The 24,667-nt window shown below is 32.6% G+C and carries 26 protein-coding genes and 3 pseudogenes; 10 read left to right on the forward strand and 19 right to left on the reverse strand.

The window, feature by feature from the left end; genetic code table 11:
* Nucleotides 1-263 precede the first annotated feature (263 nt).
* A pseudogene (locus tag DN394_RS24580) lies at nucleotides 264-1,095 on the forward strand (LysR family transcriptional regulator).
* Nucleotides 1,096-1,197: 102 nt separating this feature from the next.
* Here the strand turns inward: DN394_RS24580 and DN394_RS24585 are convergent.
* From DN394_RS24585 to DN394_RS24595, 3 genes are all read right to left on the reverse strand, one after another.
* The gene (locus DN394_RS24585) at nucleotides 1,198-1,461 is read right to left on the reverse strand and encodes a hypothetical protein (protein WP_141542942.1); all 264 of its coding nucleotides are present in this window, start codon (nucleotides 1,459-1,461) and stop codon (nucleotides 1,198-1,200) included.
* Between the two features lie 65 nt (nucleotides 1,462-1,526).
* Nucleotides 1,527-2,633: a C45 family autoproteolytic acyltransferase/hydrolase gene (locus tag DN394_RS24590; protein ID WP_098149936.1), complete on the reverse strand. Its 1,107-nt coding sequence runs from the start codon at nucleotides 2,631-2,633 to the stop codon at nucleotides 1,527-1,529.
* 167 nt (nucleotides 2,634-2,800) lie between these two features.
* Complete coding sequence (locus tag DN394_RS24595) at nucleotides 2,801-3,844, reverse strand: aspartate-semialdehyde dehydrogenase (RefSeq protein ID WP_098149935.1); 1,044 nt, start codon at nucleotides 3,842-3,844, stop codon at nucleotides 2,801-2,803.
* 129 nt (nucleotides 3,845-3,973) lie between these two features.
* Here DN394_RS24595 and DN394_RS24600 point away from each other — a divergent pair, with 129 nt between their 5' ends.
* Nucleotides 3,974-4,840 carry a LysR family transcriptional regulator gene (locus tag DN394_RS24600; RefSeq protein ID WP_252197149.1) on the forward strand — a complete coding sequence of 289 codons (867 nt, stop codon included), beginning with the start codon at nucleotides 3,974-3,976 and terminating at the stop codon, nucleotides 4,838-4,840.
* A gap of 58 nt (nucleotides 4,841-4,898) precedes the next feature.
* Here the strand turns inward: DN394_RS24600 and DN394_RS24605 are convergent, their stop codons facing one another.
* A complete protein-coding gene (locus tag DN394_RS24605) occupies nucleotides 4,899-5,525 on the reverse strand; it encodes a PRK06770 family protein (protein WP_141542944.1) in 627 nt (208 codons plus the stop codon).
* A gap of 189 nt (nucleotides 5,526-5,714) precedes the next feature.
* On the opposite strand from DN394_RS24605, the pseudogene DN394_RS24610 reads away from it, so the two are divergent.
* Nucleotides 5,715-6,317 (forward strand): annotated as a pseudogene (locus DN394_RS24610) (arginase family protein); the annotation flags it as partial.
* A gap of 133 nt (nucleotides 6,318-6,450) precedes the next feature.
* Here the strand turns inward: DN394_RS24610 and DN394_RS24615 are convergent.
* On the reverse strand, nucleotides 6,451-7,563 hold the full coding sequence (locus tag DN394_RS24615; protein WP_149294344.1) for an RNA-guided endonuclease TnpB family protein: 1,113 nt from the start codon (nucleotides 7,561-7,563) through the stop codon (nucleotides 6,451-6,453).
* Between the two features lie 252 nt (nucleotides 7,564-7,815).
* Here DN394_RS24615 and DN394_RS24620 point away from each other — a divergent pair.
* Nucleotides 7,816-8,040: pseudogene (locus tag DN394_RS24620) on the forward strand (hypothetical protein); the annotation flags it as partial.
* On the opposite strand, the gene DN394_RS24625 reads toward DN394_RS24620, so the two are convergent.
* Nucleotides 8,020-8,661, reverse strand: coding sequence for an AAA family ATPase (locus tag DN394_RS24625; protein ID WP_098208950.1), 642 nt, complete (start codon nucleotides 8,659-8,661; stop codon nucleotides 8,020-8,022). The pseudogene DN394_RS24620 and the gene DN394_RS24625 overlap by 21 nt on opposite strands.
* 17 nt (nucleotides 8,662-8,678) lie before the next feature.
* Entirely contained in the window at nucleotides 8,679-9,575 is an 897-nt protein-coding gene (locus DN394_RS24630) for a CPBP family intramembrane glutamic endopeptidase (RefSeq protein WP_098208940.1), read from the reverse strand.
* A 371-nt stretch (nucleotides 9,576-9,946) separates the two neighbouring features.
* Here DN394_RS24630 and cspD point away from each other — a divergent pair, with 371 nt between their 5' ends.
* Nucleotides 9,947-10,150 carry a cold-shock protein CspD gene (cspD, locus tag DN394_RS24635; RefSeq protein WP_000176365.1) on the forward strand — a complete coding sequence of 68 codons (204 nt, stop codon included), beginning with the start codon at nucleotides 9,947-9,949 and terminating at the stop codon, nucleotides 10,148-10,150.
* 86 nt (nucleotides 10,151-10,236) lie between these two features.
* Nucleotides 10,237-10,422: a cold-shock protein gene (locus tag DN394_RS24640; protein WP_000286202.1), complete on the forward strand. Its 186-nt coding sequence runs from the start codon at nucleotides 10,237-10,239 to the stop codon at nucleotides 10,420-10,422.
* A gap of 190 nt (nucleotides 10,423-10,612) precedes the next feature.
* On the opposite strand, the gene DN394_RS24645 is transcribed toward DN394_RS24640, so the two are convergent.
* Nucleotides 10,613-11,161, reverse strand: coding sequence for a GNAT family N-acetyltransferase (locus DN394_RS24645; RefSeq protein WP_000885384.1), 549 nt, complete (start codon nucleotides 11,159-11,161; stop codon nucleotides 10,613-10,615).
* A gap of 373 nt (nucleotides 11,162-11,534) precedes the next feature.
* Here DN394_RS24645 and DN394_RS24650 point away from each other — a divergent pair, with 373 nt between their 5' ends.
* Nucleotides 11,535-12,083, forward strand: coding sequence for a hypothetical protein (locus DN394_RS24650; protein ID WP_002108316.1), 549 nt, complete (start codon nucleotides 11,535-11,537; stop codon nucleotides 12,081-12,083).
* A gap of 60 nt (nucleotides 12,084-12,143) precedes the next feature.
* Here DN394_RS24650 and DN394_RS24655 read toward each other — a convergent pair whose 3' ends face one another.
* The 5 genes from DN394_RS24655 to DN394_RS24675 form a co-directional block, all read right to left on the reverse strand.
* Nucleotides 12,144-13,544 carry a protoporphyrinogen oxidase gene (locus tag DN394_RS24655; RefSeq protein WP_098208941.1) on the reverse strand — a complete coding sequence of 467 codons (1,401 nt, stop codon included), beginning with the start codon at nucleotides 13,542-13,544 and terminating at the stop codon, nucleotides 12,144-12,146.
* 60 nt (nucleotides 13,545-13,604) lie between these two features.
* Nucleotides 13,605-14,333: an alpha/beta fold hydrolase gene (locus tag DN394_RS24660; protein WP_000600638.1), complete on the reverse strand. Its 729-nt coding sequence runs from the start codon at nucleotides 14,331-14,333 to the stop codon at nucleotides 13,605-13,607.
* Nucleotides 14,334-14,447: 114 nt separating this feature from the next.
* Nucleotides 14,448-14,597: an aspartyl-phosphate phosphatase Spo0E family protein gene (locus tag DN394_RS24665; RefSeq protein ID WP_000424361.1), complete on the reverse strand. Its 150-nt coding sequence runs from the start codon at nucleotides 14,595-14,597 to the stop codon at nucleotides 14,448-14,450.
* A 166-nt stretch (nucleotides 14,598-14,763) separates the two neighbouring features.
* Complete coding sequence (locus DN394_RS24670; protein WP_000428951.1) at nucleotides 14,764-15,711, reverse strand: hypothetical protein; 948 nt, start codon at nucleotides 15,709-15,711, stop codon at nucleotides 14,764-14,766.
* Between the two features lie 34 nt (nucleotides 15,712-15,745).
* Nucleotides 15,746-16,306, reverse strand: coding sequence for a helix-turn-helix domain-containing protein (locus tag DN394_RS24675; RefSeq protein ID WP_000581042.1), 561 nt, complete (start codon nucleotides 16,304-16,306; stop codon nucleotides 15,746-15,748).
* Between the two features lie 171 nt (nucleotides 16,307-16,477).
* On the opposite strand from DN394_RS24675, the gene DN394_RS24680 reads away from it, so the two are divergent.
* Nucleotides 16,478-17,365 carry a DMT family transporter gene (locus DN394_RS24680; RefSeq protein ID WP_098208942.1) on the forward strand — a complete coding sequence of 296 codons (888 nt, stop codon included), beginning with the start codon at nucleotides 16,478-16,480 and terminating at the stop codon, nucleotides 17,363-17,365.
* A 41-nt stretch (nucleotides 17,366-17,406) separates the two neighbouring features.
* On the opposite strand, the gene DN394_RS24685 is transcribed toward DN394_RS24680, so the two are convergent.
* From DN394_RS24685 to catA, 3 genes are all read right to left on the reverse strand, one after another.
* The gene (locus DN394_RS24685; protein ID WP_048563037.1) at nucleotides 17,407-17,919 is read right to left on the reverse strand and encodes a GNAT family N-acetyltransferase; all 513 of its coding nucleotides are present in this window, start codon (nucleotides 17,917-17,919) and stop codon (nucleotides 17,407-17,409) included.
* A gap of 149 nt (nucleotides 17,920-18,068) precedes the next feature.
* Nucleotides 18,069-19,013, reverse strand: a complete 945-nt coding sequence (locus DN394_RS24690; RefSeq protein WP_116891179.1) for a GNAT family N-acetyltransferase — start codon at nucleotides 19,011-19,013, stop codon at nucleotides 18,069-18,071.
* Nucleotides 19,014-19,216: 203 nt separating this feature from the next.
* Entirely contained in the window at nucleotides 19,217-19,867 is a 651-nt protein-coding gene (gene catA / locus DN394_RS24695) for a type A chloramphenicol O-acetyltransferase (RefSeq protein WP_001210946.1), read from the reverse strand.
* A 199-nt stretch (nucleotides 19,868-20,066) separates the two neighbouring features.
* Between catA and DN394_RS24700 the strand changes: the two genes are divergently transcribed.
* Nucleotides 20,067-20,249 (forward strand): DUF4021 domain-containing protein, encoded by a 183-nt coding sequence (locus DN394_RS24700; RefSeq protein ID WP_000998381.1) that lies wholly within the window; start codon nucleotides 20,067-20,069, stop codon nucleotides 20,247-20,249.
* A gap of 47 nt (nucleotides 20,250-20,296) precedes the next feature.
* Here the strand turns inward: DN394_RS24700 and DN394_RS24705 are convergent, their stop codons facing one another.
* Nucleotides 20,297-22,528, reverse strand: coding sequence for an MMPL family transporter (locus DN394_RS24705; RefSeq protein WP_098208943.1), 2,232 nt, complete (start codon nucleotides 22,526-22,528; stop codon nucleotides 20,297-20,299).
* Nucleotides 22,529-22,644: 116 nt separating this feature from the next.
* Here DN394_RS24705 and DN394_RS24710 point away from each other — a divergent pair, with 116 nt between their 5' ends.
* On the forward strand, nucleotides 22,645-23,268 hold the full coding sequence (locus DN394_RS24710) for a TetR/AcrR family transcriptional regulator (protein ID WP_081257019.1): 624 nt from the start codon (nucleotides 22,645-22,647) through the stop codon (nucleotides 23,266-23,268).
* 121 nt (nucleotides 23,269-23,389) lie between these two features.
* Here the strand turns inward: DN394_RS24710 and DN394_RS24715 are convergent, their stop codons facing one another.
* Together DN394_RS24715 and DN394_RS24720 are read right to left on the reverse strand one after the other, a co-directional pair.
* Nucleotides 23,390-24,043 (reverse strand): MBL fold metallo-hydrolase, encoded by a 654-nt coding sequence (locus DN394_RS24715; protein WP_061672479.1) that lies wholly within the window; start codon nucleotides 24,041-24,043, stop codon nucleotides 23,390-23,392.
* A gap of 57 nt (nucleotides 24,044-24,100) precedes the next feature.
* Nucleotides 24,101-24,508 (reverse strand): GNAT family N-acetyltransferase, encoded by a 408-nt coding sequence (locus DN394_RS24720; RefSeq protein WP_001065227.1) that lies wholly within the window; start codon nucleotides 24,506-24,508, stop codon nucleotides 24,101-24,103.
* Nucleotides 24,509-24,667: the final 159 nt, after the last annotated feature.

Below are 24,667 nucleotides of genomic sequence, written 5' to 3' on the forward strand. Positions count from 1 at the left end.
CTTAATCGCTCCTCTTACTTAACCCACAATTTTTCAATAGATTAATTTATACTTTCAAACTCTCTGTCTATTTTTCATTTAAAATGACAAAAGGTCAGCAAATGTAATAACCACTCAAATATCCTTGCTCCGATACTTATCTATCTTTACTTCAAAATTTTTTCAATCCCTCTCTAATAAAGTGATTATAAGCTCCACAAAATCATTGTTCAATCCAATTATTTATATAATAATGATAGATATAACCTATCATTAAACTTGAGGTGATTCCAATCGAATTAAGACAACTTGAATATTTTTTAGCTGTTTCAAAAGAATTGCATTTCACCAAAGCAGCTGAGAAACTAAATATTTCACAACCTTCTCTAAGTCAGCAAATACGTGCATTAGAACATGAAGTAGGAATGCCGCTTTTCGATCGCATTGGTAAAAAAATATCTTTAACTGATGCAGGAAGGATTTTATTATTACATAGTAAAACCATTTTTCATGAAGTCGAACAAGCTCGTTCTGCAATTCAAGATCTAAACGGATTACAGCAAGGTTCCTTAACAATAGGCTCTTTGTTAACCGTCGTAAATTATTTACTACCACCAGCTATATTAAATTTTAATCATTCATATCCCAATATAAAGCTTTCTGTATTAGGGCTTCGTACAGGAGATATTCGTGAAAAATTATTACAAAACGAACTAGATATTGGCATTACATTTCTCCCGGTGCAAGATAAGGAGATTATTTCTATCCCTCTATACAAAAGTGAACTTACATTAGTCGTACCAACCGATCATCAATTAGCTGAACGTAATCATGTATCTATTGCTGAATTACAGAACTACCCTTTAATTCTTTTACCTAAAAATTTCTTTTTAACCGAACTAATTACATCTCATTGTCAAAAATTTAACTTTAAACCAAAACCAATTTTAGAAATTAGTACGATGGAATCTTTAATCCAAATGGTTTCAAAAGGAATGGGAATTACAGTGTTACCAAAACCGTATATAGACTTTTTACAAAATAAAAACATTGTGAGCTGCAACTCGAGAATTTATTGAACAACTAAAAAGAACAGTACGTTCTTTACAAAGCTAAACGAACAAAAGAGATTATCCTATAAAACCGTTTCACAACGCTCTAGTAGAATAATCTCTTTTCAAAACAAAATACAACATAACTTTTAAACTCAAATAAATTTCAATGTACCTTTTTAGATATTGGAATATATTTCGTAAAATATGCCCCCACTAGTAATAAAACAATTGAAATTAACCAAATAAAAATACCGCCAAAGTTAAACCAATATGCAAGCAAATTTAAGATTGCTAGTGTAAAGAAACAAATTGAAGTTAACGCACTCTTCAATCCTTTTACCCCTGTTTTTTTTCTTTTTTCATAAGTAATATACATTGAAACGGCAACAAATAAGATAAGAACAATCGGTAACATTACTTTTAGCAATGGCAATCCCCCCTTATATACACCTTACTATTACCATTTTATCTCATTTATTCTTCTTGAATCAATTAATAGCATTCTTCTCTCCAAAAGTCAGTATACGTTTTATTATTAAATTTCACATTTACCTGAGAAAATGAAAGACTTCCTCCAACTTTCAATGAGTACCAGTCGTTGAATAGTGGAGATCCGAAGCAAATATTCATTGTACGATTATGCAAATCAAATAAGACAGAATGCAAAGTTCCAAACCATTCTTCATAATTATGTACTGTCAGCCCAGTAGGATACTCTCTTTCTACTAATTCTTTTAAAGAATCCATGCTCACTTGTTCATTTCGTTTTAAATGTTCATACAATGTGTAATATCTGTTTGTAGATTGTTCTAATCTTCTATTATTCAATTTTTGAACAGATAAACTAATCGCATGATTTGTTGATACGATAAAATTTTGGTTTTCCTCATCAATTGTGGTTATTGATTTAAAACCGTCAAATATTTCAATACGTGCTGCGTCTAAAGGATCTGCTACAATTAGATTAATATTACTTGCAATTGGCATTTCATCAACTAGTGATATCGCCTCCTGCACATTTTTACATTTCTCCAATAATACTCGAATTACCGCAAAGCATTGTAAACCACTTAACACTGGCTTTCGTAAGCCTTCAATATTTCCTACTGGTTGACCACATGCTGAAAATGTAACAGATAACCCATGCTCGTTAACTCCTTCTGTTCGACCGAAATAAAAAGTAGAAAAGCCACTATGCACATATGCACCTTCAACATGTGTTGAGCAAAAACGCATATCATCTATTTTTGGTGACAAATCATAATTTCTTAAAACATATGTGTGCTTTGAATCTGTCTTTTTAGGTAATACGACACAATGACTACATCCTGCTTTTAATAGTGTTTGATAATAATACATCAGATTTCTAGCAGGAATTTTCAACACTTCACAAAACCCTTCAATTTCTTCATTAATTCCTGGACAATATTCATTTAATATATTTCTAGATTCTGTCCAATAATTATCTGATACTAAATGTTCTTGCTGTATAAATTGTGGAATGAGATACGGATGATTTTTCACAAACTCCCCTTGTTGCTTTCCAATATCATAATGACTTCCTTTTAATGATGAAAAGTACCCCTTTACTTGGTACATCTAAATCCCCCCTTACATCTAATTTATCCATATCATACCAAATGAATTTTATTCATTCTTGATGTTTTTTACTGTCTTTCAAATCAAATTTGGCTGGAATAAAGAAAACAATTATAAAATAAAAATTAGGAAACTGTAATCATTAACAGTTTCCTAATTTACCTATACTATATTATCCCCTCTTCCACCAACGTTTCTGCAATTTGAACCGAGTTCCAAGCGGCCCCTTTTAATAAATTATCGGAAACAATCCAAAGATGGAATCCTTTTGGTGTATCAGGGTCTTTTCTAATTCTCCCGACAAATGTATCTATTTTCCCTTCTGCATATAATGGCATTGGGTACAGCTGTTCACTAGGATTATCTTGCAGTACAACACCTGGTGCATCCAGCAACACTTCTCTTATTTCTGCAACAGTTGCTTCTTTTTCAAGTTCTATATAAACCGATTCTGAGTGCCCGGATACGACCGGAACACGCACACAAGTAGCTGCCATTTTCAAGTTTTGGTCCTCCAAAATTTTCTTCGTTTCTTGAATCATTTTTACTTCTTCAAATGTAAAATCATTATCTGTGAATATATCTACTTGCGGAAGTACATTAAACGCAATTGGATAATGTTTTTTATCTTTTTTCGCTGGTAATATAGTACTCTTTACTTCTTCACCTGTAAGCATAGACTCAGCCTGTTCTTTTAATTCATGAATCGCGTGAATTCCAGATCCTGATACAGCTTGATACGTTGAAACTATAATTCGTTCTATACCAAATGATTTTCGTATTGGCTGAAGAGCCGTTACCATCTGTAATGCTGAACAATTCGGAACTGCTATGATACCGTTATGCTCCTTTAAAGTGTGCGCATTTACTTCTGGAACAACGAGCGGTACATCGTGCGCCATTCGGTATTCACTTGTGTTATCAATTACGATGGCACCACTAGTGACTGCGTGATTAACAAATTGTCTAGACACTTCTCCTCCAGCGCTAAAAAAGGCAATATCAACACCTTCAAAACTAGTTGTTTTTGCCTCTTGTATAATTATCTCTCGTCCTTTAAATTGTACTACCTTACCAGCGGATCGTTTTGACGAAAGCAATGTAACTTCAACTATATTAAACTTCATTTCATTTTCTAACAGTTCAATAATTTTCTGCCCTACTGCACCTGTAGCCCCTACTACAGCTACATGATAGCCCTTTTTGATCATCTTTTCTCCTCCAATATCACTTAAATGAATATTTCTACAATTTCATTTTATAAAGGATTTAATCATTTGGAAAATTGAAATACGTGATATAATCATTCACAAATCATGATAATAAAAGAGGGATTGCTTATGGAAATGAGACATGTTAAAACATTTTGTGCGATTGTTAAGTATGGTGGTTTTTCTAAAGCTGCTCATGCGTTAGGTTATGCGCAATCTACTGTGACAGCGCATATAAAAGCATTAGAAAACGATTTACGTCTCCCTCTATTCGATCGATTAGGAAAAAAAGTACTTCTTACAAAAGCAGGTCATCAATTTCATCCTTATGCCCTAGAATTACTAGCTATTTATGAAAAAGCGCAAGAAATCCCTCAAAATAGTGATGCTTTAAAGGGAACATTAAGTATTACGTCTAACGAATCATTAGCAGTGTACCGATTACCACAATTGTTACGTACTTACAAACAGGAAAATCCGAAAGTAAATATCGTACTGGAAACAACTACAAACGAACAAGCAATGAATAAGCTGCGTGAAGGAGAAACAGATGTTATTTTCATAATCGGGGAAAGTATGGAACATAATGATTTTATTACGCGTACTTTTTGTAATGAAGCATTTGGATGGATTTTACCTACACATTACTCAACACACTCTAATCCATTTTGTTTACTAAATGATACTCAATTTATCTTTACAGAACAAAGCTGCGGCTATAGACCGATGGTAGATCGGTTTTTACGTCAAAGCGGAAATATTCCAGCTAAAACATTTGAAACTTCCAACGTTGAAGTCATTAAACAGTCTGTGATGTGTGAATTAGGAATTTCAATTCTTCCTTACATCGTTGTACAAGAAAGTTGTCAAAAAGAACAACTCTGTTTTCAGCCTATCGAAACTTCAACAGTTATTCAAAGCCATGTAATCTATCATAAATCTAGATGGATTTCACCCGTTTTACAATCGTTTCTTTCCTTACTAGAGCGGGACTAAAAGGTGCACAAAAAAAGAGTAACTGCCTAATAAGCACTTACTCTCTTCCAATAGTATCTTATTTATTAGTCTGTCCCCCATCTGCAATTAATTTACTGCCTGAATAAGTACCTTTTTGCATAAACAATTGATTAATTAACTCTTTTTGTTCTGCTTCTGACATTACTCCTTTTCCTTCACCTAAATTTCCGCTTTGTAATTTCCAAATCTTGTTGTGATCCGCATTCATCTTTTCATATTTTCCTTGTTGCCATCTCTCTAAAATATCTGCATATGTATTTCCTTGTACTAGGTCATTACTCTTTACAATATCAAGTAAACTTTCAATACGTTCTTGTGTGATAAAAATATAGCCCCACTTTTGATCAGCCTTCGTTTTTTGATGTGCCATTTCATGTAATGCTGTCTGTATGTTTTCATCTGTCCACTTAAAATTTTTATTAAAACCACTATTCGGTAATGAATGATTACCATTTTCTAAAAGCTTTGCATCTTCAGCTTTTACATTACTATCAGCTAGTACTTCTGCTGCCGGAGCAGCTGGTGATGCCTTTTTCGCAGCTGGTTTACTATTATTTAGATAATACAGCATACCATATGTTACACCTACGCCAATTACCGCCATACCAGCTAAAATACCTATTATTTTAAAAAATGTTTTCATCTTGCCTGTTTCCTCCCACATATCCCATTTCGTATTTTCTATTTCTTGAACCATATATATATTTCCTTATATTATATTTCTTTTCTTTGTAAATTGAAAGATTATTCCGTCAAAATACCCGTCTTTTTCAAATGCAGATCCATCTCTAAGCATTTCGTTTTAATTTTATAAAAATATATGCTAGCCTACATATAAAGGAGATGAATAAATATGAGTTTATTGTATAGCGGTTTAACTTTTTTAAACTTTGACGATACATATTTATTACAAAATAAACTTCATTCTTATTCACATGAAGATATTGATTTTAGTCATTTAGAGCACGCAAACCTGTATTGCGAGACTCCTTCTTTAAAGCGAATAAAACGGGAGTTATATCGTAGAAAGCAAAGAGGAATCACCTTTATCGGTTCTGGAAATTATCATTATGTATCTTATTTGCTACTAAAAGAAATAGATGAACCATTTAGCCTTATTTTATTTGATCATCACATTGACATGAACTTAAAAGAAGAAAATGAACATACTCTTATTTCTTGCGGTTCATGGGTATCATTCGCACTTCAAAATAACCCGAAATTAAAGAAAGTAATTATTATCGGACCTTCTTCTTTAACCATTCATTCTAATGATTATTCATGCGTAGAAGTATTCCCGATAGATATATCTAATGAAGTATCTGTACATACAATACTTTCGCATATTCATACAGAGACTATATATGTAAGCATTGATAAAGATGTTTTAGATTCAAAAGTAACTATTACAAATTGGGATCAAGGACATATGAAACTTTCTACACTAGTGAACTACCCACCACTTAGTATCTCTTACGAGCCTACTTGAAGTGGGGGCTTCTCGGTTCATCGCTACTTTTGATAGCTAACGAATTTGTCCTAGGACAGCCGAGCTAACTCCCTTGTTCCAAAGGTTATTTTATTACTATTTATGCCAACACTAATAAGCGAATGGCTTCCTTTTTGATATTGATCGCTGCATTATAATCACGGCCAATTGTGAGTCCACACAAACACGCATACGTGCGTTCACATAATGGCATTTCTTTTTTATTTCCACAATTACTACACATCTTTGTAGAAGGAAACCATTTATCTATTTTTACAAGCTGTTTTCCTTGTTCTTGTAGCTTATATGCTAAAAATGTCGTGAACATCCGCCAACCGTTGTCCGCTACACTCTTACCAAATCTAAATGCTCGTGACATTCCTTTCATATGTAAGTCTTCGATTGCTACAACGTCAAAACTCGTAGCTAATTCTTTAGACTTATGATGAAGAAAATTTTTACGTTGATTGGCGACCTTTTCATGCAATTTCGCTACACGAATGCGTTGTTTATTCCAGCGTTCTGAACCTTTCACACGTCTTGCTAATACTCGTTGTGCCTTCGCTAATTTCTCTAACATCTGACGATAAAAGCGAGGATAATTGGCTTTCTCATCTTCGCTACTCACATACAATTCAGCCATTGCGAAGTCTAATCCAACTACAGATTGTACTTCTTTTTGTACAATCTCTTTTTCATATTCAGTCAAGATGGACACATAGTATTTACCAGTAGGTGTCATCGAAATCGTACACGATTTGATGATATGTTTTGGCGGGATTTCTCTATGTTGCTTCAGTTTCACCATTTTCAACTTTGGTAATTTGATATAACCATGAAATAACATAATATTTCCGTTTACTCGATTCGTTGTATAGGATTTTCTACTCTTTTTGCTTTTGAATGTTGGAAAATCATTTTGACCACTAAAAAAATTCTTATACGCAGTTTGCAAATTTAATTGCGCGTTGGCCAACGCTAAGGAATCGACTTCTTTCAACCATTCATACTCCACTTTGTATTTCGCAGGAGTAGGGAATTTTTGTTTCTTCAGTTCTTCCTTATTCGCTTTGTGTTTTTCATATGCTTCTTTTCGTTCAGCCAGCATTTTATTATATACAAATCGTACGCAGCCGAATGTTTTACGTATGAGATGTGCTTGTTCTTCTGTTGGATACAGACGAAATTTGTAAGCCTTATTCTGCTTTGCCATATCCATTCACCCCATTTTCCGCTTCATTTCCCATAAGCTATGACGGTAATCACACAACCTGAACACTACAAAATTATTATCTACTTTCATTGTTATACCAAACTTTACCTCTTATAAGAATAATTATATCAAAGGCGAAATAAATAGGAAAACCAAATGTTTGGCTACGCCAAACCGAAATTCATCTCCCACCTGCCGCTAGACTATCGTCTTTCACACGCCTGAGGAAGGAGACTTCTTTCGGATAATACGTTAAAATGTTTACATTCTCTTATTAGGAATAAAAATGTTTATGGTATCGACATTTGTGGTGAACTACCGGTTTATCCTTCTCAGCTCTTTCTAGCTAAATATGCAAATGCTATTAAGAAAAATGAAAAAGCGAACTTACAAATTTTAAAATCAATATATAATACATATAAAAACAACGAGTACCTTATAAGGCACTCGTTGTTTTTATGCACGATGTTCTTTTAACCACTTCGTAATCGCATCTAACCTTGAAACATCAAAACGGCTCTCTTCAGACACATTTAAACAGTTTAAACTTTTCACAATTTCTAACTCATTCGATTTTACACTTTTCGCATCAATCATTTTGCAGTACCCGTCTGTAACGGTATTTAAATTTTCATAATAACGTTGAAACGATTTTGATATATGTAAATGTTTTTCAAAGTTTCTTCTTCTTTTTGTCTCGTCAGATTCTTTCCGTTTTCTAAGTTCTTCATCATTCGTATATAAATAAAAATATTGATCAGGAAAACCAATTTCCTTATTGATCAGCTTTTCTTTATAAAAGTTTTCTATTAAAGATAATGGCTGATTAAATATATCAAAATGGAAACACCAATTATAACTAAGTGGCTGATAAATATCACCATCAAGTATTACTAATTCATATTGCTCTGACTTCTGCACTGCTATTTTCCAGCGCTCTACTTGTTTTTCAAAATACCATGTTCTATGTTCGTTTTTTGGTCTTTCAAATAAAAAATTCACTTCAGGTATAATGTATGCACCATAATTTTTTTCTAATTCATGACACGTGCTGCTCTTACCAACCGCACTCGCTCCCTCAAACGCTATAATCCCCATAGTTTCTCCCACTTTCATTAACTTAAATCTCGTTGTTTCTCTTTTCTCCCCCATAACTGTCTCCATAAAACAATTGAAGCGATAGACAGCATGATTGTTGTAATGATACTCCCCTCAATTCCGAACGAGCCCCCATGAAGGACTTCCGATCCGTTTGTTACAGGTTTAAAAAGTGGTGTAGAGTACATCACCATTCCACTAACTGCAAAACCGAATACGTTATATTGTGCCCAGTTCCAAATGGAATGCCATGCACATATCCCCCAAAGACCACTGTCTTTCAAAGCGTAAAAAGCTGCAAATACACCAACTAATATTATATTCGATATTGAAAGAATTGTAATACCTGGATTAAGTAAATGAAGAAAACCAAATAAAAAAGAAGTCACAACAATCCCAATCCATATACGACTTCTAGCAGAAAGGACCGGAAATAACCAACCTCGAACAACAATTTCTTCTGTTGCACCTTGTATTAAAAAAGCAACTAAAGATCCCACAATTCCAATTATAGTGGTTGGCGTAATTTGTTGCATTTGTAGTTGTACAATTCCTGTTAATAAAAGTATCATTACTGGTATCGAAATGAAAACAAACCCTAATAATGCACCTCTCAAATATTTTCTTATCCAATGATTTCTCCAAAACCCAATGGATGAAATTGATCTTTTCTCTACAAATCTAACCCATAAAAAAACAAAAAATATAGCTCCGCCAAACGTCAATATCATCTCAATATCACTATAAATTGCCTTCATTAAAAGTGTTTCTGCTTTCGGTAAAAACAACATAAATAACATGAAAAATTCACCTAAAGTTAAAAATACAATTGCAAGTATAATAGCGAATACTGGATGGACTTTCCTTCTTCCTTCTTTGGCTGCTTCAATTATTTTAAATTGAGTAAATTGCAATATTCTCGCCTCCATAACAAATATATTAATACTATATATCGTTTCTCTAATACAAACTTTCAATAAAAATGTTTTCCGTTTAGCATAAACCTAAATTTGGAATAATATATAAATAAAAGAGATGACTTTGTGCGTTTTACTATTATCACCAAGATTATTCACTGGTATTACCAGCACTTGCTATTTCCCACCATTTGTTGTAAGATAGTAATTAAGGTCAATTTAACACCATATTTCCTTTGCATATTATCAAGTATCAATCAGGATTATTTTGTACTCCTTATGGGTGTTTGATAATATGTGAACTTTTATTTTTCATTCAAATAAGGCCGATCATATTGTAATCTTTTTAAATTTTAGGAGGCATTACCATGACATTAACAGGTAAAGTAAAATGGTTTAACAGCGAAAAAGGTTTCGGTTTCATCGAAGTTGCAGACGGTAACGACGTATTCGTTCACTTCTCAGCTATCACTGGCGACGGCTTCAAATCTCTTGACGAAGGTCAAGAAGTTAGCTTCGAAGTTGAAGACGGTAACCGTGGACCTCAAGCTAAAAACGTTGTAAAGCTATAATTCAAACAATAAAAAGGTTGTTACCAGCTCGGTTAACAACCTTTTTAATATATAACTAAAATTTTTTACATAAAAGGAGTGGTTATATGTATCGCAATCGAAAGAACGATGTAGCTGAAGTACCACCAGAACAAACCCCTGTCTGGGAATGTGAATCAGAGGATTGTTTAGGATGGATGAGAAAGAATTTTTCATTTGAAGAAGAGCCTAAATGCCCTTTATGTAAAAGTAGCATGAAAAGCGGAGAACGTTTATTACCTAAAATAGGTTAATTTTTACTTAACCCCTCTTTTATAAGAGGGTTTTTTTATTATAAATTTATCCCGCTTTAATGGGCAGTAAGACCCCCACCTCAAAATTCAGCGAAAGCAAAGAATTTAGGTGGGGGATCAACTTCCCATAAAAGTCCGATTGGTTCAACTAATAATCAGGGGATGAAGAAAACCCCCACTGATTAAAGTTTCACTTTATATCCTCTACATCCGTTCGAACTATAGAATACAATAGTGCATCATGTTGCTTATTTCCTTGATGAATATATCCACGTAATAACCCTTCCTTATGAAAGCCTATTTTAGATAACATTTTACAAGAAGTAACATTTTCAGGGTATGTAATAGCTCCAATTCTAAATAAGCCTAAATCTCGAAATCCATAATGAATAATTTCTCGAGCCGCTTCTGACGCATAACCATTCCCCCAATAACGAGGATGTAAGTCATATCCAATTTCAGATCGTTTACTCCATAGTTGTAAATTATTTAATCCAATTGTACCCACTAAAGTATTTGTTTCTTTTAATACAATCCCCCATCGTATTGCCTTTTTCTCAAAGTAATTTTTTGAAAAAGATTCAATCATACGTGAAGCTTGTCCAAACTCCGTAAAAGAATTCATACCGTAATAACACGTTACTTCATCCAATGAAAAGATTTCATATATTTTTTGACAATAAGATTGTTCTATTTCAACTAAACGCAAACGTTCTGTTTCTAATATAGGAAACGCCACAGGATCACTCCTTTCTTTCTACTCATTTATTATAGCAGAAAAAGTATTTATAATTAGGAAAGTCCTCAATGTCCCATTTATCAAATATTTCTAGAGAAGCTTATCCTCTTAATTCAATACGAACTAAAAATAACCCTTCTTGCTTTTGCATGATTAGAAAAAATAAAGAGGTGATCAAAATACTATGATCATCTCTTTACACTCTAGTTTTAAAATTAATTGTATTATTTTCATTTCCATCACTCCGCTCGTAATAAGATGTCTTATACTTTCGATTCCTTGCTCACTTTTCCCTGCTAAAACAACACCCTCCCCCATACATTCATGGTAAAATATAGTTAAAATATGTTTTTTATGGAGGTGTATATTTTCTATGTATATATTCATCAGTTTATCCCTCTTACTCATATTACTCATATTTTTATTTGCAAAAAAGTTCGCCCCAAATTCATTCATGATGACTAGTTTTAAAGGTAATAGCTTTATGACATTTTCAATCGGCATGTTAATCGCTTCCACTCTTTCGCTTTCATATGGAATCTATCACGCAGCAACCTATCAACCTAAACATTTAGATATCACATTACAAAATCAAAACTTTACTGTTTTCGGTAATGTCGGAGAGCTTGGATATTTCTCAGAAGTATTACTAAAGAAAGATACAGAAGTTGAACTACATTTTGCCTCTTGGGAAGTAATGCAATTAAATAATCCAGAAATAATAGTTAACTATCCTTCGGGTAAACAGGAAACATGGAAACCGAACATAACATCACTTCCAGCCAATAAATTAAAAGAGAAACATGGCATAAAAGAGCTTTATCAACTCTCATCATATTCATTTAAAGAATCTGGGAACATAGCATTAACGATTACTGAGAATAATACAACTAATAAAAAAATTTCAATTCAAGTGAAATAAATAAAACGTCCCTCCAATATACTGGAGGGACATTTTATTTATTTATTTATTTATACTATGTTAGTTTGACGATTCATTTAATGTTGCAATTATTTCATTTGCAGTGTTCTTCCCATTTCCAATACACGCACCAATTCCGACACCGTAATATGAAGCTCCAGCTAAGTATACATTAGGATAAAGATCCGTCATTTTTTCTTGTAATATTTGAACAGCTTGATTATGTTCTAAATGATATTTCGGCATTAAATCTTTCCAATTTGTAACTTCAACTACTTCTGGTTTCCCTTTAACCCCCAGGCTCTTTTCAATATCATATAAAGCGACTTGTACCAATTCTTCTTCACTATAATTTTTAATCGTTGCATATACTGGATTTGTACTCTTATAAAACATTCTTACTAATAGCTTTTGTTTTCCCGATGTATGCTTCCACTTCCGGCTTGTCCATGTACACGCATCACAATGTAAATCACTGTTTTCCGTTACGATAAATCCTGTGCCGTCCGCCGGTAATTGTTCATCAAGTATATCAAATCCTAAGTAAATACTTATAAGAGATGAGTTTTTAAATGTATGAAACTGCTCGTTTAACTCATTAGACTGTAATAAAGTTTCTGCGATATCATGCGGAGCTGCTAAAACAACATAATCAGCTTGGATTGATTCATGATTTGCAAAGGAGATTTCATAGCGATCACCTTGTTTCCTTACAGCAGTCGTTACAGCGCCTTTCTTAACGACTGTCTCAGTCAGCATTTCTTCTAAACGATCAATAATCGTAGATAGTCCACCTTTAAATGATACGAACTTTTTGTTTCCTGCTGATTGAAACTGTTTTTTATTCTCTTCAAAACCTTTAATAATACTTCCATATTTATTTTTATAATCCAGTAAATACGGTAATGTCGATGCCATAGTAAGTTCATTCAATTTACCGGAATATACTCCTGAAAGCACCGGAGCAATTTGTCTTTCCACTAACTCTTTCCCTAAAAAGCTTTCTAAAAATACAGCAAGTGAAGTATCTTTTGTAAACTCTTTATTTTTCGTTATAAAATCTTTTAAAGCAACAATTTTCCCTTTCGTTGATACTAGCGTACTGCTAAACAAAGACTCCACACTCATCGGTATCCCAAATATAGTGTCAGATGGAATTGAGTGTAAAGTATTATCAGAATGTATGTAAGAAATACCCGTTTCGTTATATACCATTTCTTCTTCTAAATTCAAATCTTTTACAAGCGGCATAACATGTTCATTACGAGCAACGATAGAATCCGCTCCTGATTCCATAATAAAATCCTTTTCTTCTACACTATGGATTTTACCACCTAAGTACTCTTCTTTTTCTACAAGGATTAAATTTAAATCGATATTATTATCCTTTTTTAATTTTTCTAAATAAAACATAGTAGAAAGTCCCGTTATACCTCCACCGATAACAACAACTGTTTTCATATGTGCTGCGCTCCTAACCGATACAATTAATAATTCCTTTATTATTATACCCAAAAGTCCTTATATTCGACTAGCAGCTTGTGCATTCTGTAAGAAATTAGACAATATATTCGAATATATTTCTGGTTGATCGTTATGCACTAAATGACCAGCAAACGGAATAACAGCAATATAAATATTATCGTTTAATTGTTTGAACATTGTAGTAGCTGTAACTTCATCTTCTGCATCTCCCCCAGCAATACAAAGTGTAGGTATTTGAAGATTAGCTACATCACCTGTTTCATCAAATGGGTACCAATCTTTAACTTGCCACGATTCAAGTAATGCTTTCCAGTCACTTTTCTCATGAATTTCATTCATATACGTTACAACTTCTTTATTTTCCATCAATTCCTGATGACACTTTGCTTCATACTCCTGAGACTCTTCCCAATTTTCTCTCTTAACCGGAAAAATACCTGAAAAAGTTAATGTTCTCACTTTATCTGGATATTTTTTTGCAAATAATAAAGCGACTAATCCTCCTAGTGAAACACCAGCTATATGACATCTATCAATTTGTAAATGTACTAACGTATCATGTAAATCCTTTACAGATCGTAGGAAATAATTCTCCAACGTCCCCCCTGATCTTCCATGTCCTCTTAAATCAGGACGAATGATTTGATAGTTTCTTTCTCGAAAAAATGCTACCTGCTCTTCATACTCTACTAAACCTGTCATACCACCAGAGTGTAAAAGCATAATTGGTTCCCCTTCGCCTGAAATGTGCGTATGTAATATCATATATCTCCCTCCTTCAAAACAGAATATTCTATCTATTATCAGTATATAGAATATACATCTGAATTTCCAAATAAAAAAGAACTATAACATTTTCAAATCATGCCATAGTTCTTTTTATTTTAAAAACATAAAGTAATTAATCAATTTGTCTATTTCTTGACTTAATGCCAATACTTTTTCATGTTGAATTCCGTAATCCGATACTAAATATAAAAGTTCTTCTTTCTTTATTTCAATGACTTTTTCCAATTTCACTAATTCCATGTCGTTTTACTTCTCTCTCCAATACTAAAATATATGTATTTTAGTATAGCCTATTTACATAATTAGTAAAAGTAAAATAAGCATGTAAAATCTTACAAATAAAAAAATAATATACTATCAACAAAAAAATTTAAATTTAACCCTTTATACAGATCATTAGACTTCATTATGTATTAATAACAAATCGGAATTTCTCTAATGTAATATCTTTATATTCTGGAGCTCTCTTTATATGATCAAAATAACTATATGAGAATTTAAAAACATGCCCGAAATCCCAATCAAACGCACTATAGTCTTTTAGCCAAAATTGATTTTCTGTTGGTAATACATAAGCACGTTTTGATTCGATTAAAGGTAAACGATCTATAGGTGAGTGCAAGTTAATTTCAGTATTCGGCATAAGATATTGACTAGCACGTAACACGTATACTAGTTTTAACAGTGGACGTATCCCTCGTTGGAATATATCTCTATGCCCTAAATCATACATAATATTAATTGCATGAGAAAAAGTAAGCAAATGACCAATTAAATCATGATGCGCTTCCGCTCTATAAATAATATTAAATTGCGAGAGCTCCTTTAAAATAAACTTAGATAATTGTTTCGGATTTTTGAATTCACTTTCTATCTCATCGTTTATACTTAATTGTTTTACTTCCTTCGTCGTAAAACCAATCCACGATCTACCAGGAATTGTTTTTCGAAACGATAATATAAGGTTAGTAATCCCTTCAATTGCTTGATTATTCCCCCATTTTTGTAACTCTTTTATAGCTAATAAACTTAATGCAGCATAAATGACATTATGCCCCACCCAATGAAGTTCATCAATTGTATGCTCCAATGATTTTATAATCCGTTTTTCAGCACTTTGAAAATCAATTTCTTCTTTACTATCGATGATTTCACCTAAGTTTTGATTGTTCAACATCATTTTTGATTGGGAATACATACTATGAGTGATCTCTTCTTCCATATTGTTATCTTTCATGAAAAAATAACTAGCAATTGCAGCTGCTCCGAAATGCGCATGCCAAATATCATTTGTTTGTTTTTTACACTGAGAAATAATTGAAAGACCATCTCTTAAAACAGTTTTATTTTCCATCTATTTTTCCCCCGTAATAAAAATCACTTAATACTCATCCTAAAGATGGTGTCAATACAAATAAAATATGATTGGATTCATCACTTTTATTCAAAAAGCGATGTTTCACATTTGGCGGAATACGTACAACATCGCCTTCTTCTAAAAAATATTCTTTTCCTTCTAACTCCACATACACTTCTCCTTTCATAACAACAGCAATCTCTTCTTTATCTTCATGTGAATAGTGACTTTCCGTTGTGTTTGCTTGTTTATTTAAATCCATCATTAGCATTTCAATACGTGCTTTCATAAAATCCGGTGTTAATACATCATATACAATGTGATCATTATTTTCTCGATATACTTTTTTTCGATCTTTTTTCTTAGAAATGAGTGAATCTGTATCAATCTCATTAATAAAAAGTGTAAATAGCGGTACATTTAATGCTTTCGCAATTAATTCCAATACACTTAAAGAAGGATTCGCATATCCTCGTTCAATTTGACTAATTAGTGAAGTACTAATTCCTGCATAATTAGCAAATTCACGAATTGTCATATTATTTTTCTTACGATAACTTAATACAGTTTGTCCGAGTCTATCATGTATCATAGTAAAACCTTCCTTTCGTTCATCATATTGCATATTTCGTTGTCTTTGTGCTGACATAGTAAACAAAGGCAAATAATCCTTTCCTATCGCCTTAAGGACTTATATACTTACCTTTGTACATTATATCGTATTAATTTTATTATAATAAACATTGTATCGGAGGGACAAACTGTGAAATCGCCTATTCTTTCATATTGCATCTTATTTTTCGGCGTATTCGCCCTATCAACTTCAGCAATTTTCGTAAAATTGGCAGATGCTCCTGCGGCTATCATTGCTTTTTATCGATTATTCTTTGCTGCACTGATTCTATTACCGTTATTACTATTTAATAAAAATAATCGAAACGAGCTAAAAACAGTAACAAGAAGACAATGGGGATTCGGATTCATATCCGGGCTATTTTTAGCTGCACATTATGTACTATGGTTTGAATCATTACAATATACTTCTGTAGCGAGTTCTACAGTTATCGTAACGTTACAACCTTTATTTTCAATGATTGGTGGTTACTTTCTATTTAAAGAGAGATTTACGAAAGGAGCGGTTATTGGTTGCCTCATCGCTATTTCAGGAAGTATCGTCATCGGATGGCAAGACTTCCAAATTAGCGGAGAAGCATTATACGGAGATATTTTAGCCTTTATTGCGGCCGGAATTATTACCGCTTACTTTTTCATTAGCCAACATGTTCGTAAAGATTTATCACTTATACCGTATTCGGTAATTAGTTATGGAAGTAGCGCCTGTTTTCTCGGTATATTTGCCTACATGCAGCAAGAATCTTTCATCCATTACTCTACACAAACTTGGTTGTGCTTTATCGGCTTAACTTTCATTGCTACGATTTTAGGTCAAACAATATTCAATTGGTTATTAAAATGGATGAGTGCTACAGTTATCTCTATGAGCATTTTAGGAGAAACGATTGGAACTTGTATACTAGCGTACTTTATATTAAATGAGACTATTTCTTTACAACAAGGACTAGGCATTACAGTTATTTTTATTGGCTTAGCATTATTTTTAGTGCAACCAAAACTGCCTAACAACAACTAACAAATAAAAAGCATGACAGTATTATAATGTCATGCTTTTCACTATCCATTATGTATGATTAAACCATCAGGTCTAAAACGACTCATCATAATTTCATTAATAAACTTTCCGTGAGCCTTCAAATTCCCTACTTTTATTCCCTCTTCTACAAATCCAAATTTTTCATATAGCGATTTCGCTTTAGGATTCGTTGCTAAAACACCAAGCTCTACTCGCTCTAACATTAACCAATTATCAGCCAAATCAAGCATTTTTGTAAGAAGTGCTTTCCCAATGCCTTTATTATGATATTCACTATCTACCCCCATAAACAAATCCCCCGAATGAGATCTACGTCCTGGGCTTTGGGTTAATCCAACAAATCCGACAACTTTCCCATCATACTCTGCAACAAATTCAAATTGATTTGGCGCTAAATTACGAATTCTATTTTCCATCGCATCTACACGCATACTAGGTAAGAAAACCATATAAGGTAAAACATCATCTTGTATGCATATACGATGAATTGCTCTAGCATCTTGTATTTCTACCGCTCTTAGTTTGATCTCCATATTTTCTCCCCTCCATATTCATAACAATACATATTCATTCTAGACCCCTGGGTGAAACCCCTTCTCTTCTATATTTCTTTATGTTATTTTTACATAATCATTTCAGTATAACATCCAATTTATGAACAGCTTATCTACATTAATGCAGGTTAACTTTTTACTTTATTATATAACTCCAGCAGCTTTTCAATTGGAACACCATCTATTGTCATACCGGTTATATCACAATTTTCTATTTCCATATTTTTTAGATTACTATTACATATCGTACTACCTTCCAAATCACATCTATTAAATGAAATAGGATGTTTACCTTCTCCAAGGTTTGTATCTTTAAAATGAACTCCACCTAAAGTCACAAAAGAAAATTTACTACCGGAAAGATTTAAATCGGCATATAAAGAACTTTTAAAATTGATATTTCTAAACTTTGATTGACTCACATTACAATTACTCATATTCATATGCATTATATTACTACCAACAAATGCACTATTTTTTAAATTTACTTGATAATATTCTGTATTTGTTAGATTACAGTTTTCATATTGGTTATTTTTCATATCATTATTTTTAATCAGGTTCTCTTTAGCTGACTCTACAGTTATTCTTTTTACATAACAATACTCATCTTCAGATTTGAAAATTATTTCATAGCCCATTTTTTTATAAAAATGATGATTATTAATTTGTCTACTAGATGTTTCGAGATCCCAAATCCTTATGTTCGGATATTCCGCCTCTATTAATTTAATAACATGTGATCCAATCCCTTTTCCTTGATAATTAGGATCAACAAAAATACGATCAATTCGACCGTATGACTTACCAGAGATCGTAACTATAATACCCCCGATTATTTCTTTATCCATTATCACATTAAAAGAATCGAGTTCTTCAATCGAATATTTCATCATTTCAACTGAAGAATAACCTGGTGGTTGAATGTTATAGTCAATTACATCACCTTGATCGCTTAGCCAATGTTTTGCTTCTTCATTAAATGTTCGTGTCATTATTTCTGTTAACTTTTCAGCATCTAAAATTGTAGCTTTTTCTATACAGATTATCGTCATTTTTGTTTTCCCCTTCATTGTTACAAAATAATAAGTTTTATGAACGGTATAGTTATAAAATAAAGAAAATTAAAATCAATTATCTTATTTACTATTAAACTACAAATCAACCTATATTTTCCACTGTAACTCAATATTAATGAATAAAATAGAGAACATGCAATATAAACATGTTCTCTTCTTTTATTTATTTTTAATTGTATATTATTAAAAATTAGATATTACTTTAGCCACTCGTTGCAACTATTACTTAACTCCTGTAAATCCTCTATAAATCGACTCGCATGATACCCATCACAAACCGAATGATGGACTTGCAATGAAACTGGTAGTATAACCTTATTCTCTTCAGTGAAATATTTTCCACAAGTTATTATCGGTAATAGAAAATCACCATCATTATTAATATTTAGATTAAATCCAGTAAAACTAGCCCAAGGTATACTAGAAATAGGAAAAGCATTTGGCGGAATATTCTCTTTCGTGAAAAGACCATGAACATTAGCATAGCATCTCATATCTTCTTCATAATTTTTATAGAAAATGTGGAAATCACTAGAATAATCCGTCCATATACTTGAAAAAGATTTATCATCTTTATGGAAGATTGTATAACTTGGTGTCATTTCCTCCCAATAACCTAAAACTCCTTCATCATTAAAACATGTTCGAAATTCTTTATGATTATTTAATACTCTAGAAATTAAATATATAAAAACGGGATAAAATTTTATTCCCTTTTGATTTAATTCCTTTAATAACCTCGTAATATCAACATTCACAGTCATACTAAACGTACATTTCAACTTTAAATAATGTTCAAAATACTGCTCTCTATTCCAATTTTCTCTGTCAATTATATGAAACCTCATTGTAATAGCCTCCTAAAATTTCATTTTATTTTAGAAGGCTAACTTTCTTGTTCTCACCACAACTTTTCACTCCTTACAATTTAAATTTATCCTCAAGTTTTTATTTAATTATATAACATCTGCAAAAATCCATTCACATATTTCTTGGAATCCAACCACATACTATTAATAAATCAACTGACGTTTGGAGGATTCAAACATGAATGACAAAAATGTAAATAAAAAAGATAATGCTATCGCAAACAATACACCTATTCAAAATAATAATACTGTAAACCTTAATGTAGAAGAACAAGCAATGAATGGCTTATACGGAATGCCAGAAACTGCTATTGAAGATGCTGATCATGCTGTAACTGATGATTTGACTTCAAAAAATTAATAAACTACATAGAAGAAAGCCAAGGAAAGTATCCTTGGCTTTCTTAACTATGCATCCACCTTTTGTACTTCTTCACTTTTTCTTGAAAGTTTTCCTGGCCAAAAAGCAAAGCGTCCTAAAACGACCGTAATCGCAGGTACAAGTAATGGTCTAACAATAAAGGTATCTAGTAGTACACCAATTGCAGTTACAATACCAAATTGAACAAGAACTTGAATTGGAAGTGTACCTAATACTGCAAAAGTTCCTGCTAAAATTAAACCTGCGGATGTAATGACACTACCTGTTTGTATAACGCCATTTTTTACAGCATCCAAGTGATTTTGTGTCTTTCTGTTTTTCCATATTTCTGAAACCATAAAGATATTATAATCTTCACCTAAAGCAACTAAAAATACGAATGCGTATAACGGTATCGCACCTTGTATTGCTGGAGCCCCCATACCGTAATGGAGTAATATCCATCCAGCACCTAATGCCGAGAAGAATGATAAAACAACAGTTACTATTAAATAAATCATCGCTACAATCGATCGTAAGTAGACAAGTAATAGTAAAGCTATAATACTAATCATTACTGGAATAATAACTGCTTCATCACGTTCCGTAATTTGTTTTGTGTCATATAGTGACGCTGTTTCTCCACCAATCCACAATTGATCTTCAACATTATTAATCCCCGCATCTTTTAATACTTTTTCTACACTATTTTTCAATTTAGGGATTTGATCTAACGCTTCAATTGAGTATGGATTTTCAGCTAAAGAAACCTCATACATTTGTATTTGCTTATTTTCTTTACCCTTTTTTGGCTCTTTCACTATTTTTACGAAAGAAAATTTCTCTAGTTCTTGTTTAATAGGAAGCTCTTTTCCTTTCGTATCAACAACTACTTTTACTGTCGCTAGTTCACCTGCTGAGAAATGATCACTAATTATCGTAAAGCCTTCACGAGAAGGCATATCTTTCGGAAACGATTCTAATAGGTCATATGTGTATTGAATACGTGGTACAAATGAAGCCAATCCACCTAAAACAAATACAGTGAGCATAATTATTGTCCACGGTCTTCGTACTACAACATCTCCAAGTTTTTTACTAAAGGCGCCTTTTGATTTTTTTACTTTTACTACCTTCTTTTTCTTTTTTGCATATTCTTCATTCATTGAACTTGTTCTCGGTATAAATGGGAAGAATGCAGTTCTACCGAAAATTAATAATAACGCTGGTAAAATTGTTAAAGCAGCGATTCCCATTATGAATACAGCAACACTAAATGGCACTGCAAATCGATGAAAGGCACCATAATGAGCAAGTAATAATGTTCCTAATCCAAGTACAACAGTTAACGCACTCATTATTATTGCCCCACCAGAAGATTTAATTGCAAGTTGTAATGCTTTGTATTTACTTTCTTCTTCTAACAAGTACTCTCGATATCTTGAAATTAAAAATAAACAATAGTCCGTTCCAGCACCAAACAATAATACTGTCATAATTGATATCGCTTGGGCATCTACTTTAATCCATCCGTGATCAGCTAAAAAACCGAGTGTAGGACTAATAATACCGTATGCAAAGCCAACAACAAGTAGAGGTAAAATTGCTAAAATTGGTGAACGATACAGTAAAATTAATAAGACTAATACGAGTAGTACAGTAGCAACTAACAGCTTCACATCAGCTTGACTAAATAAGCTAACCGCATCAGTTTGAATACCTACAGGTCCAGATAATCGAACATGTAAACCAGATTCACTTATTTTTTGTTTAAATGGATCTTCCTCCACCTTACTATTTACTATCTTTCTTAAATCTTCAAGATTTCCTTTTAATATATCTGTTCCGGCAGATTTATTAAAGAATACCGGTGTGACAAATGATGTACCATCTTTTGATGCGCTTTTTGATAATACTTGTTCTGGTATTGTATCAAATGGTGGTAACGTTGATTGTTCCTTTAAAGGACTGGCCTTTAATTCTTTATAAACGTCTTGTATGAGTTTATAATCCTGTGACTGTAATCCACCATCTCTATACCATACTACTAATAAAGGATTCCCTGCATTATTCGGAAACTCTTTTTTCATTAGTGCTTCCGCTTGCTGCGACATAGCTGTTTCAGGTAAATTTTTCGGATTCGGTTCTTTCGTACTGTTTACTTGTGGCAACGTAAATGAAAGTAATAATGTAATAAGAATCCATACCGATAATGTTATCCATTGCGTATTCTTCCCTGCTGCAAGCCTCCCTAACATATGTAACGGGTGCTTTTTCATAAAAACCCACCTTCCTTTTCTCCTCCAATACTAATTATATATACTGGTCGGTTAATTAATCAAGAATGAATAAAAATTTGTGTTATAATTATCTCAACAATACATGTCAGGAGCGAATGGATTTGGAACAAAAACAACGTCCTCTTGGAAGGCCTCGTCAAAATAAAAATATAAAATCTACTAAAGAAACCATTTTGGAAGTCGCAACTCGGTTATTTCTTACTCAAAATTATCAAGTCGTTTCCATGGATGAAGTCGCAAAAGTTTGTGGTGTTACGAAAGCAACCGTCTACTATTACTATTCAACAAAAGCAGATTTATTTACCGCTACTATGATTCAAATGATGGTACGTATACGCGAGAATATGTCTCAAATCCTTTCTACAAATAAGACATTAAAAGAAAGGTTATCGGACTTCGCTAAAGTTTACTTACACGCAACGATGGATATTGATATGAAGAATTTTATGAAAGATGCAAAACTATCGTTAGCTGAAGAACAATTGAAACAATTAAAGAATGCTGAAGACAACATGTATGAAGTATTAGAAAAAGCACTCGATAAAGCGATGCAACTTGGAGAAATCCCAAAAGGAAACGCTAAGTTTGCGGCTCATGCATTTGTATCTTTATTATCAATCGGGAATTTTAAAGATGAGAATCACAATCCTATTCTTACAAATATAGATGAATTAGCACAAGAAATCGTTTCTTTTTATTGGAACGGATTAGGCCGTTAATATTAATAGATTTCATTTAATAAAAGAGCATGTTTGAATTTTTTCAAACATGCTCTTTTATATACTAGTAATTAGATTATACTTTAGCATTAATTAACAAAAATATACTTAACTTCATCTTCTACAATTTTTGAATTTGTTCATATATATTCTCCTTACATAATCCCCCGTGATAACAAACTACAGTTTCAATTTCTAAATTTAAATACTTCTTCAAAGACTGCTGTGCTTCCTTAACATTTAAAGTTGTTGGGGCGTGAATTCCTCCTAACTTTCCATTCACGCTATACATCGAGTCTCCTGCAATAAGGGTTTTACTTTGTTTCAAATATAAACTAATATGACCTGGAGTGTGTCCTGGGGTATGTAGAATTTGTATCCCGCCGCAATACGGAAGTTCTTGCCCATCTATCACCGTATTACTAACTTTTCCTTTTGGTGGATTCTCTACATTTCCATCTTTCAATAAAGGTAACTCTCCCTCAATATATGGCTTATCTAGCTCGTGCGCATAAACTTTAATATCGCTTACACCATTCTTCAACAAATCAGGAAGGCTACCTATATGATCTATATCCTGATGCGTTAAAATCAAAACATTTAGCTTATCAACGGGTATCCCTACTCTTTCCATCTCTACTTGTATGTCTTCAAATTGTCCAGGGAAACCAGTATCTATTAACACTGCCATTTCATCATCCCATAAAAGAATTGGGTGAATAATAAATTCTTGAAACTCAAGTTGTAACATTTCTACCCCTTTAGCAATCTCCATATAGTCAGTCTCCTTTATTGAAAATATGCACAAGTACACTGAAAATATAAAGCCACACTATCTTTTAATATGTTTTGTCATCCCAATAGAGAATGTCTCAAACCCAATAGATTCGTAATAAGATTGCAATTTTTCCACACACATAAGTTGGGGAATAACCTTGTTTTGTTCACAGTGCTGGATTAATCGTTCTACGATTTCTTTTCCAATACCAATGGACTGAAACTTTGGCGATACACATACACCACAAATAACGCCTGTTATTACACCATCTGATATAATACGCCCCATCCCCACTAACTCTTTATCATCAAAAGCATAAATTACATACCAACTTTGTTTACACATTTGTTCCAATTCATTCAGCGTTAAATTAAGAGAATTCCATTCTAAAGATTCATATAAGCTTAATAATCCATTGAAATCTGATGGGTGTTTAATTGTGTAATTTATTCTATTATTCATGTAAATACCCCTTATTCCTTCGTTTGTTTGTATTTTATAAAATTACCCTTATGAATATGAAATTAATTTAAAGAAACTGACATAAAAATAATAAAATTCCTACTCAAAATAAAATAAAAAGAAGTTAAACTCACCTCAGTTAACTTCTTTTATAAAAAT

The organism is Bacillus sp. BB081, assembly GCF_008368895.1.
Lineage (GTDB): Bacteria > Bacillota > Bacilli > Bacillales > Bacillaceae_G > Bacillus_A > Bacillus_A wiedmannii.

Bases quoted from the DNA above. Each gene is read 5' to 3' on its own strand.
- DN394_RS24655 (WP_098208941.1), bottom strand. From the start codon at position 13,544: ATGAAAACAGTTGTTGTTATCGGTGGAGGTATAACGGGACTTTCTACT.
- DN394_RS24590 (WP_098149936.1), bottom strand. From the start codon at position 2,633: ATGTACCAAGTAAAGGGGTACTTTTCATCATTAAAAGGAAGTCATTAT.
- DN394_RS24715 (WP_061672479.1), bottom strand. From the start codon at position 24,043: ATGGAGATTGCTAAAGGGGTAGAAATGTTACAACTTGAGTTTCAAGAA.
- DN394_RS24705 (WP_098208943.1), bottom strand. From the start codon at position 22,528: ATGAAAAAGCACCCGTTACATATGTTAGGGAGGCTTGCAGCAGGGAAG.
- DN394_RS24640 (WP_000286202.1), top strand. From the start codon at position 10,237: ATGTATCGCAATCGAAAGAACGATGTAGCTGAAGTACCACCAGAACAA.
- DN394_RS24690 (WP_116891179.1), bottom strand. From the start codon at position 19,013: ATGAAGGGGAAAACAAAAATGACGATAATCTGTATAGAAAAAGCTACA.
- DN394_RS24595 (WP_098149935.1), bottom strand. From the start codon at position 3,844: ATGATCAAAAAGGGCTATCATGTAGCTGTAGTAGGGGCTACAGGTGCA.
- DN394_RS24650 (WP_002108316.1), top strand. From the start codon at position 11,535: ATGTATATATTCATCAGTTTATCCCTCTTACTCATATTACTCATATTT.
- DN394_RS24670 (WP_000428951.1), bottom strand. From the start codon at position 15,711: ATGGAAAATAAAACTGTTTTAAGAGATGGTCTTTCAATTATTTCTCAG.
- DN394_RS24665 (WP_000424361.1), bottom strand. From the start codon at position 14,597: ATGGAATTAGTGAAATTGGAAAAAGTCATTGAAATAAAGAAAGAAGAA.
- DN394_RS24675 (WP_000581042.1), bottom strand. From the start codon at position 16,306: ATGATACATGATAGACTCGGACAAACTGTATTAAGTTATCGTAAGAAA.
- DN394_RS24615 (WP_149294344.1), bottom strand. From the start codon at position 7,563: ATGGCAAAGCAGAATAAGGCTTACAAATTTCGTCTGTATCCAACAGAA.
- DN394_RS24720 (WP_001065227.1), bottom strand. From the start codon at position 24,508: ATGAATAATAGAATAAATTACACAATTAAACACCCATCAGATTTCAAT.
- DN394_RS24710 (WP_081257019.1), top strand. From the start codon at position 22,645: ATGGATTTGGAACAAAAACAACGTCCTCTTGGAAGGCCTCGTCAAAAT.
- cspD (WP_000176365.1), top strand. From the start codon at position 9,947: ATGACATTAACAGGTAAAGTAAAATGGTTTAACAGCGAAAAAGGTTTC.
- DN394_RS24600 (WP_252197149.1), top strand. From the start codon at position 3,974: ATGGAAATGAGACATGTTAAAACATTTTGTGCGATTGTTAAGTATGGT.
- DN394_RS24605 (WP_141542944.1), bottom strand. From the start codon at position 5,525: ATGTGGGAGGAAACAGGCAAGATGAAAACATTTTTTAAAATAATAGGT.
- DN394_RS24700 (WP_000998381.1), top strand. From the start codon at position 20,067: ATGAATGACAAAAATGTAAATAAAAAAGATAATGCTATCGCAAACAAT.
- DN394_RS24685 (WP_048563037.1), bottom strand. From the start codon at position 17,919: ATGGAGATCAAACTAAGAGCGGTAGAAATACAAGATGCTAGAGCAATT.
- catA (WP_001210946.1), bottom strand. From the start codon at position 19,867: ATGAGGTTTCATATAATTGACAGAGAAAATTGGAATAGAGAGCAGTAT.
- DN394_RS24660 (WP_000600638.1), bottom strand. From the start codon at position 14,333: ATGATATTACATACGCACATTTCAGGCGAAGGGGAACCAATTATGCTT.
- DN394_RS24625 (WP_098208950.1), bottom strand. From the start codon at position 8,661: ATGGGGATTATAGCGTTTGAGGGAGCGAGTGCGGTTGGTAAGAGCAGC.